This is a genomic window from Bradyrhizobium sp., from assembly GCF_019244115.1.
In the GTDB taxonomy this organism is placed as follows: domain Bacteria; phylum Pseudomonadota; class Alphaproteobacteria; order Rhizobiales; family Xanthobacteraceae; genus Bradyrhizobium.
In genome coordinates this window covers 1-6313 of sequence record NZ_JAFATE010000421.1, presented here as the reverse complement: position 1 = coordinate 6313, position 6313 = coordinate 1, and the positions used below count along the sequence as shown (strand labels likewise).

The 6313-nt window shown below is 64.6% G+C and carries 8 protein-coding genes and 1 pseudogene; 4 read left to right on the top strand and 5 right to left on the bottom strand.

What is annotated here, in order from left to right; genetic code table 11:
• A pseudogene (locus JOZ76_RS18500) lies at positions 1 to 613 on the bottom strand (indolepyruvate ferredoxin oxidoreductase family protein); the annotation flags it as partial.
• 318 nt (positions 614 to 931) lie between these two features.
• Positions 932 to 1573, bottom strand: a complete 642-nt coding sequence (locus JOZ76_RS18495) for a trimeric intracellular cation channel family protein (protein ID WP_291700524.1) — start codon at positions 1571 to 1573, stop codon at positions 932 to 934.
• A 250-nt stretch (positions 1574 to 1823) separates the two neighbouring features.
• Between JOZ76_RS18495 and JOZ76_RS18490 the strand changes: the two genes are divergently transcribed.
• Both JOZ76_RS18490 and JOZ76_RS18485 read left to right on the top strand, forming a co-directional pair.
• The gene (locus tag JOZ76_RS18490; protein ID WP_291700522.1) at positions 1824 to 2207 is read left to right on the top strand and encodes a hypothetical protein; all 384 of its coding nucleotides are present in this window, start codon (positions 1824 to 1826) and stop codon (positions 2205 to 2207) included.
• Positions 2208 to 2366: 159 nt separating this feature from the next.
• Positions 2367 to 2789, top strand: a complete 423-nt coding sequence (locus tag JOZ76_RS18485) for a hypothetical protein (RefSeq protein WP_291700520.1) — start codon at positions 2367 to 2369, stop codon at positions 2787 to 2789.
• A 70-nt stretch (positions 2790 to 2859) separates the two neighbouring features.
• Here the strand turns inward: JOZ76_RS18485 and JOZ76_RS18480 are convergent, their stop codons facing one another.
• A complete protein-coding gene (locus JOZ76_RS18480; RefSeq protein ID WP_291700518.1) occupies positions 2860 to 3675 on the bottom strand; it encodes an isocitrate lyase/PEP mutase family protein in 816 nt (271 codons plus the stop codon).
• Between the two features lie 49 nt (positions 3676 to 3724).
• A complete protein-coding gene (locus JOZ76_RS18475) occupies positions 3725 to 4033 on the bottom strand; it encodes an NIPSNAP family protein (RefSeq protein ID WP_291700516.1) in 309 nt (102 codons plus the stop codon).
• A 193-nt stretch (positions 4034 to 4226) separates the two neighbouring features.
• Here JOZ76_RS18475 and JOZ76_RS18470 point away from each other — a divergent pair, with 193 nt between their 5' ends.
• On the top strand, positions 4227 to 4925 hold the full coding sequence (locus tag JOZ76_RS18470) for an ArsR/SmtB family transcription factor (protein ID WP_291700514.1): 699 nt from the start codon (positions 4227 to 4229) through the stop codon (positions 4923 to 4925).
• Between the two features lie 5 nt (positions 4926 to 4930).
• Here the strand turns inward: JOZ76_RS18470 and JOZ76_RS18465 are convergent, their stop codons facing one another.
• Positions 4931 to 5062 (bottom strand): hypothetical protein, encoded by a 132-nt coding sequence (locus tag JOZ76_RS18465; protein ID WP_291700512.1) that lies wholly within the window; start codon positions 5060 to 5062, stop codon positions 4931 to 4933.
• A 27-nt stretch (positions 5063 to 5089) separates the two neighbouring features.
• Here JOZ76_RS18465 and JOZ76_RS18460 point away from each other — a divergent pair, with 27 nt between their 5' ends.
• Positions 5090 to 6100, top strand: a complete 1011-nt coding sequence (locus JOZ76_RS18460; RefSeq protein ID WP_291700510.1) for an alpha/beta fold hydrolase — start codon at positions 5090 to 5092, stop codon at positions 6098 to 6100.
• Positions 6101 to 6313: the final 213 nt, after the last annotated feature.

Below are 6313 nucleotides of genomic sequence, written 5' to 3'. Positions count from 1 at the left end.
TAATGACCTTCATGCCGACCCAGCAGCCGGAATAGCGCGACATCGCTATTCCCAAGAGGCCCATCTCGATCATCTCATGGATGCTGGAGGGATAGAGATAGGGCATCAGCGCGGAGATGAAGGCGTGGTCGGACTGGTGCGGGACGGTCGAGGACTTTGCGCCGTGGTCGTCGCCGGCGAGGCACAAGACGCCGCCGTGCTTGGCGGAGCCTGCCGTGTTGCCGTGGCGGAAGACGTCGCCGCAGCGGTCGACGCCGGGGCCCTTGCCGTACCAGATGCCGACCACGCCATCGTATTTGGCGCCCGGGGAAAGGTTGAGCTGCTGCGAGCCCCAGATCGCGGTGGCGGCGAGATCCTCGTTCACGCCGGGCTGGAATTTGATGTTGTATTGTTCGAGGTGTTTTCGCGCGGCGAACAATTGCTGGTCGTAGCCGCCCAGCGGCGAACCGCGATAGCCAGAGATGAGACCGGCGGTGTTGAGACCCATCGCGCGGTCGCGCCGGATCTGGGCCATCGGCAGACGCACGAGGGCCTGGATGCCGGTCAGGAAGACGTGACCCGTGCTCGCGGTGTATTTCTGGTCGAGACTGATCAGACCCTGATTGATTCCCATTGCAGCCCTCTGTCCAAGCCGTTTGGCCCTGCCCAAATCTAGCTATTCACGCGGCGTGCCAACGCCAATAGCACCATAGTCCTGGCAGTTTACGTCCGGCAGCGCGACCGGCGCATCACAAATCTGACGCGCCCCGGGCAGCCGCGCGCAAATCGCAATTTCATGGCCGGAAGACGGCGAGGCTTTTCGCTTTGTGTCGTCCGCTGGAGGGCATGCGCAATTGCATGATGGCCATCCTGCCGCACCTTCCGGCGTCCTCCCCCTGGCAGCACCACCTCAATCGCCGCAACGCTTCCCGCCGGTATCTTGTGCACTGCGTCAACGCTCATCGCCGCTGAAGACGAATTTCGGCATTTCCCATTTGAACCTGACCGCGAGCAGGCGGAATGACAGGCCCAGCAGGAAGGTCAGCACGGTCCAGATGTCGTTCGAGAGTTTTAGCCCGAACGCGGTGGCGTAGAACAGGCCGGTCACCACGGACACACTGGCGTAAAGTTCGGAGCGGAACAGCAGCGGCACGTCGTTGCAGAGGATGTCGCGCAGCACGCCGCCCGCGCATCCCGTGATCATGCCGGCCACGATCACGATCGGCAGCGAGGCATCCATCTGCCAGGCCACATCGCAGCCGGCCATCGTGAACACGACGAGCCCGATCGCATCGAGCACCAGGAAGGCCGCGCTCAATCGATGCACGGTTCGCGCGATCGGGATGGTCAGGAATGCGGCCACCGCGGTCAGCGCCAGGAAAGACGGATACCGGACCCAGAGCAGCGGATAATGTCCGAGCAGGACATCACGGATCGTGCCACCACCGAGCGCGGTAATACAGCCGAGCATGCAGACACCGGCCCAATCCATGCTGCGGCGGCCCGCAGCAAGCGCCGCCGTCATCGCTTGCGCCGCAAGCGCAACCCAGGAGAGCAGATGCAGGACGGTATCGGCGGGCGGCAGGTTCCACATCGCGTCCTCGCAAGATCACGTTTGCGCGCGTTCAAGCGTTCCACACGATGCAACCAATTGATGAGTCGATGGCGTGGAACCAGGAGCCCGGCTTGCGGCCGAGGTTCCCGGAACCATCCTGGATGCCCGTAATTGTCAATCCCAGGCGCAATCCCAATTCGATTGCCCCGCAATCGAGGCGCGTTTTCCGTCGGTGGAGCGCGACTGCTTTTCGCTTCATCGTAAGCGCATCTGATGGAGGATCCTATTCATGCCGAAAGACTACATTCCGAACGATCCCACCCGTCCGGGGTTCGGCGACAGCGATCTTGATCGCGAACCGCGATTCAACGATCCGCTGCGGTTCGATCCGGAGAGTGCAGGGACATCCAACGACGGGGCCAAGATCGGCTTGGTCGCGATCGCGCTGGCGCTGCTGATGGGCGCGGTGTTTTATGGCGTCAGCCGTTCGAACGTGAACGAGGCGGCGAACACGCCGCCGTCACAGACAGCGCAAAACCAGCCGGGCGCACTGCCGCCAGCCCCTCCCGGCATGCGTGACGTCACGCCGCGCCGGCCCAACACCGATCCGGGCATGACGACCGGCGCGGCGCCGAGCCAGCCGGCCCAGCCGCAAACGGCGCCGAACAAATAACGGTGGAGTCCCTGATCAGCGCAGCGAGTCTCATCGCTGCGCTTTTCATTTGCACTGATCGCAGAAAGCGCGCGCACAGGGCCGGAACATCGGCCTGCGACCGTCATTGTCCCGGAGGCTGGTACGCGAATGCCATGGCAAGCGAACGGAGGAACAGCCATGTCCGATCCACTCTATCCCGACGATCCCTATCGCTCGCACGCCGGCGACGCCGACACGCGTCGTGCCCGCGAGTTCGACAATAGACTGCAGGTCGATCCTGAACTGGAGGAACGACGCGCCGGCGGCGGCAGGCTCGCGCTGTATGCGCTGGCCGTCGCGATCCTGCTCGCGGCGGTGTTCTATGGCCTCAATCGCAGCGGCATGGAAAATGCCGGCACCGCGCCGCCGACGCAGACCTCGCAGACCCAGCCCGCCACGCCGGGCGACGCGCCCCGCCCCAACGCGGCGCCGGGCACGACAACCGGTGCGACGAACCGTCCAGCGCAATCGGAAAATGCCGGCAGCGAATCCAGCCGTGCGGCCAAGCCGGCCGACAACAATGGCGCTCCGGCGCCGCAGCAGAACAACGACCACCGCTGAGAACGACAATCAGCGCAGCCGGTATTCCCGCTGCGCTGATTGTTTTTTTGTGGACGTCGTGTAGCGACGGTCAGCCGAACAGCTTGTTCAGCTCGCCGCCGGGATAGCCGTTCGCGAGGTCGGTGAACGTGCCCTGCTCCGCCATCTCCTTGGCCGCTTTCATGAAGCCGGCCCACGCATTGCGCGCGAGCATTCCGCCGACGCTGATCCGGCGCACGCCGAGATCCTCGGCCTCGGCGCGCGACAGGCCCGATGCCCCGATCAGGAGATTGACCGGTTTTGGCGCTACCGCCTTGACGACGGAAGCGATGTCCTCGCGGGTCTTGATGCCCGGCGCATAGAGGCAGTCGGCGCCGGCCTCGGCGTAGGCCGTCAGGCGATCGATCACGAGTGCGAGGTCGGCCTGTCCCCACAGAAAAGCTTCGCAGCGGCCGGTGAGCAGCACGCCGGAATGGTCGGCATCGATTGCCTTGCGCGCCGCCTTGATGCGTTCGATCGCAACGTTGCGTTCATAGAGCGGCCGCGTCTTCTCGCCGGTCGAATCCTCGATCGACAGGCCGGCGAGGCCGGCCTTCACCGCACGCGCGACATTGGCCTCGACGCCTTCCGGCTCATGGGCAAAGCCACCCTCGAAATCGGCATTGACGGGAACGTCGACTGCCGCGCTGATCGCGCCGAGATGGGCCAGCACCTCCTCCAGCGTGACGCGGTTGTCGGCCTTGCCGAGCGTCCAGGCGAAGCCCGCGCTGGTCGAGGCGATCGCCTTGAAGCCGAGATGGGCGAGCGCCTTGGCGGTGCCGACATCGACGGGGTTCGGCAGGATGAAGCAGCCGCTCTCATGCAGCTTGCGAAAGTTGGCGCGTTTGTCAGCAGTTGTCAGCGGCATGGCACTCTCCCTTCGGACTTTTCTTGACGCCAACATAGTGGCGGATGAGCTAGCCCACAACCTTGCGCAAAAAAGTCCGCTCCTCGGCCAGGATGAACTTGTCCGCCTCGGCGAAACTGAAATTGGCCATGCCTTCGCTGTCCGCGCGCAGCCGCGCCCGATAGGCCTCGTAGGCCGCAAGACTGTCGAAGGAGATCAGCGCGAAGGCGATGTTGTTGGTGCCCTCATGCGGCATGAAATAGCCGATCAGGTCGCCGCCACAGCGCGGAATGATGGCAAGCCAGCGCTTGGAATATTCCTCGAACAGCGCGCGCTTGAATGGATCGATCTGATAGCGGATGAAAACGGTGATCGGCATGTGAGGAACTCCGGTGTTGATTGCCGTCATGGCGAGCGCAAGCGGCGAAAACGAAGTGCCGTCATTCCGGGCCGCCTCGAAGAGGCGAACCCGGAATCTCGAGATTCCGGGTTCGCGCGATCGCGCCCCCCGGAATGACGGTGGATGACACTACCCCCTTGCTCCACATCGATGCTTCGGCTATCATCGAAGCATGAAATCAGGTCCCGATATCGCCATGGTGGCCGCGCTGGTCGGCGATCCCGCCCGCGCCAACATGCTGACTGCCCTGCTCTCCGGCCGCGCACTGACCGCGAGCGAGCTCGCGCAGGAAGCGGGCATCACGCCGCAGACGGCGAGTTCGCACCTCGCCAAGCTCGAGGCCGGCGGCCTGATCGAGGCGGAAAAGCAGGGCCGCCATCGCTACTACCGGCTCGCCGATCCCGATGTCGGCGGCGTGCTGGAGGGGCTTGGCGCACTCGCCGCCCGCGCCGGCCACATGCGCGTGCGCACCGGACCGAAGGAACCGGCGCTGCGGCGCGCCCGGATCTGCTACGACCACCTCGCCGGCGATCTCGGCGTGCAGATGCTGGACAGCATGCGCGAGCAGCAACTGGTGCGGCAGAAGAAGCAGGAGATCGAACTGACCGCCGAGGGCACGCGCTTCCTGGCCGAGAAGCTGCAGATCTGGCCCGATATGCTGAAACATCCGCGCCGTCCGGTCTGCAAGGCCTGCCTCGACTGGAGCGAGCGGCGCCATCATCTCGCCGGGACGCTCGGCGCGGCGCTCATGCAGCGCTTTGCGGAACTGAAATGGGCGGCCCGCGACGCGACCCCCGGCAGCCGCGTCGTCAATTTCAGCCGCCTGGGCGAGAAGCAGTTTTCGGCGCTGTTCGGCAACGCCGGTTCCTGAAACGATCACGCGCAGTTGTTGGACTCGTCATCTCCGCGCTTATCGCGGGCATCCACGTCTTCGTTATAAGCGCGGTTCCAGACGTAGGTGGCCGGAGCATCTGCGTGAAGGCGCGCTTCGCGTTTTTGCCCGGCCATGGCAACCGTCCAGCATCGGAAACATCAATGAAGCGTCTTCTCTTCGGCGCCGCCTGCGCCTTCTTCCTCGCTTTGCCCGTTGCGCCCGGCCTCGCCGCCGATGCTCCGCCGCGCGAGCCCTATGGCATCGACCTCGAAGGTTTTCCCTATCCCTATCCGGTCAACCTGCTGCCGCTGGTCAATGACGGCGAGCAGCTGCGCATGGCCTATATGGACGTAGCTCCGCAGCAGCCGAACGGCCGCACCGTGGTGCTCTTGCACGGCCGCAACTTTCCGTCGAGCTATTGGGCGCCGGTCATCACGATGCTGACTGCGGCCGGCTACCGTGTCGTGGTGCCCGACCAGATCGGGTTTGGCAAATCCTCCAAGCCTTCGGGCGAGTTGCATTTCGACACGCTGGCGCGCAACACCATGGCCCTGCTCGATCACCTCGGGATCGACAGGGCCGACATCGTCGCCCATTCGATGGGCGGCATGCTCGGCGTGCGCATCGCGCGTGCCTATCCGGATCGCGTCACGCGCCTGGTGCTGACTGCGCCGATCGGGCTCGAGGACTACCGCCTCTACGTGCCGCCGACACCAACCGAACAAATCATGGAGACCGAGGACCGCCTGACGGCCGAAGGCTACCGCAAGCAGCTTGAAACGAACTACGCGCTCAAACTGCCGCCGGACCAGGTGGCGCCGTTCATCGACGCGCGCTTCAACATCAAGGCCAGCGCCGGCTATCCGCGCTGGCTGCGCGCTTTCGTCAGTTCCGGCCAGATGATCTATCGCGAGCCGGTGGCGCACGAAATCCCGCTGCTTGCTCTGCCGACGTTGTTCATCATGGGCGCTGACGATCACAATGCGCCGGGACGCGCCAATGCGCCGGAGGCGCTGCGGCCCAAGATGGGCCAGAACGCCGAACTCGCCGTGACGCTCGCGGCCAAGATGCAAAATGCCCGCGCGGAAATCGTCGCCAATACGGGGCACCTGGTGTTTCTCGAAGCGCCCGACCAATACCGGGAACTGGTGCTCGAGTTTCTCGGCAAGTAGCAGGTCGAAAGCCATCGGCAAACCGATGGCCGCGCCGGGGAGATCGGCGCGGCCATCCTAACCGCCGCAAGTGGCAGGGATTCAGGGTGGGGCGGATCCTCCCTGCCTTATCACTTCACCAGTTGCGGAAGCAGCGGCGGCCGAACGGACCCGAATGCCAGCCGGGCGGACAGTTGTACATCGGACGGCATCCGCCATAGGGACCGCGATGCC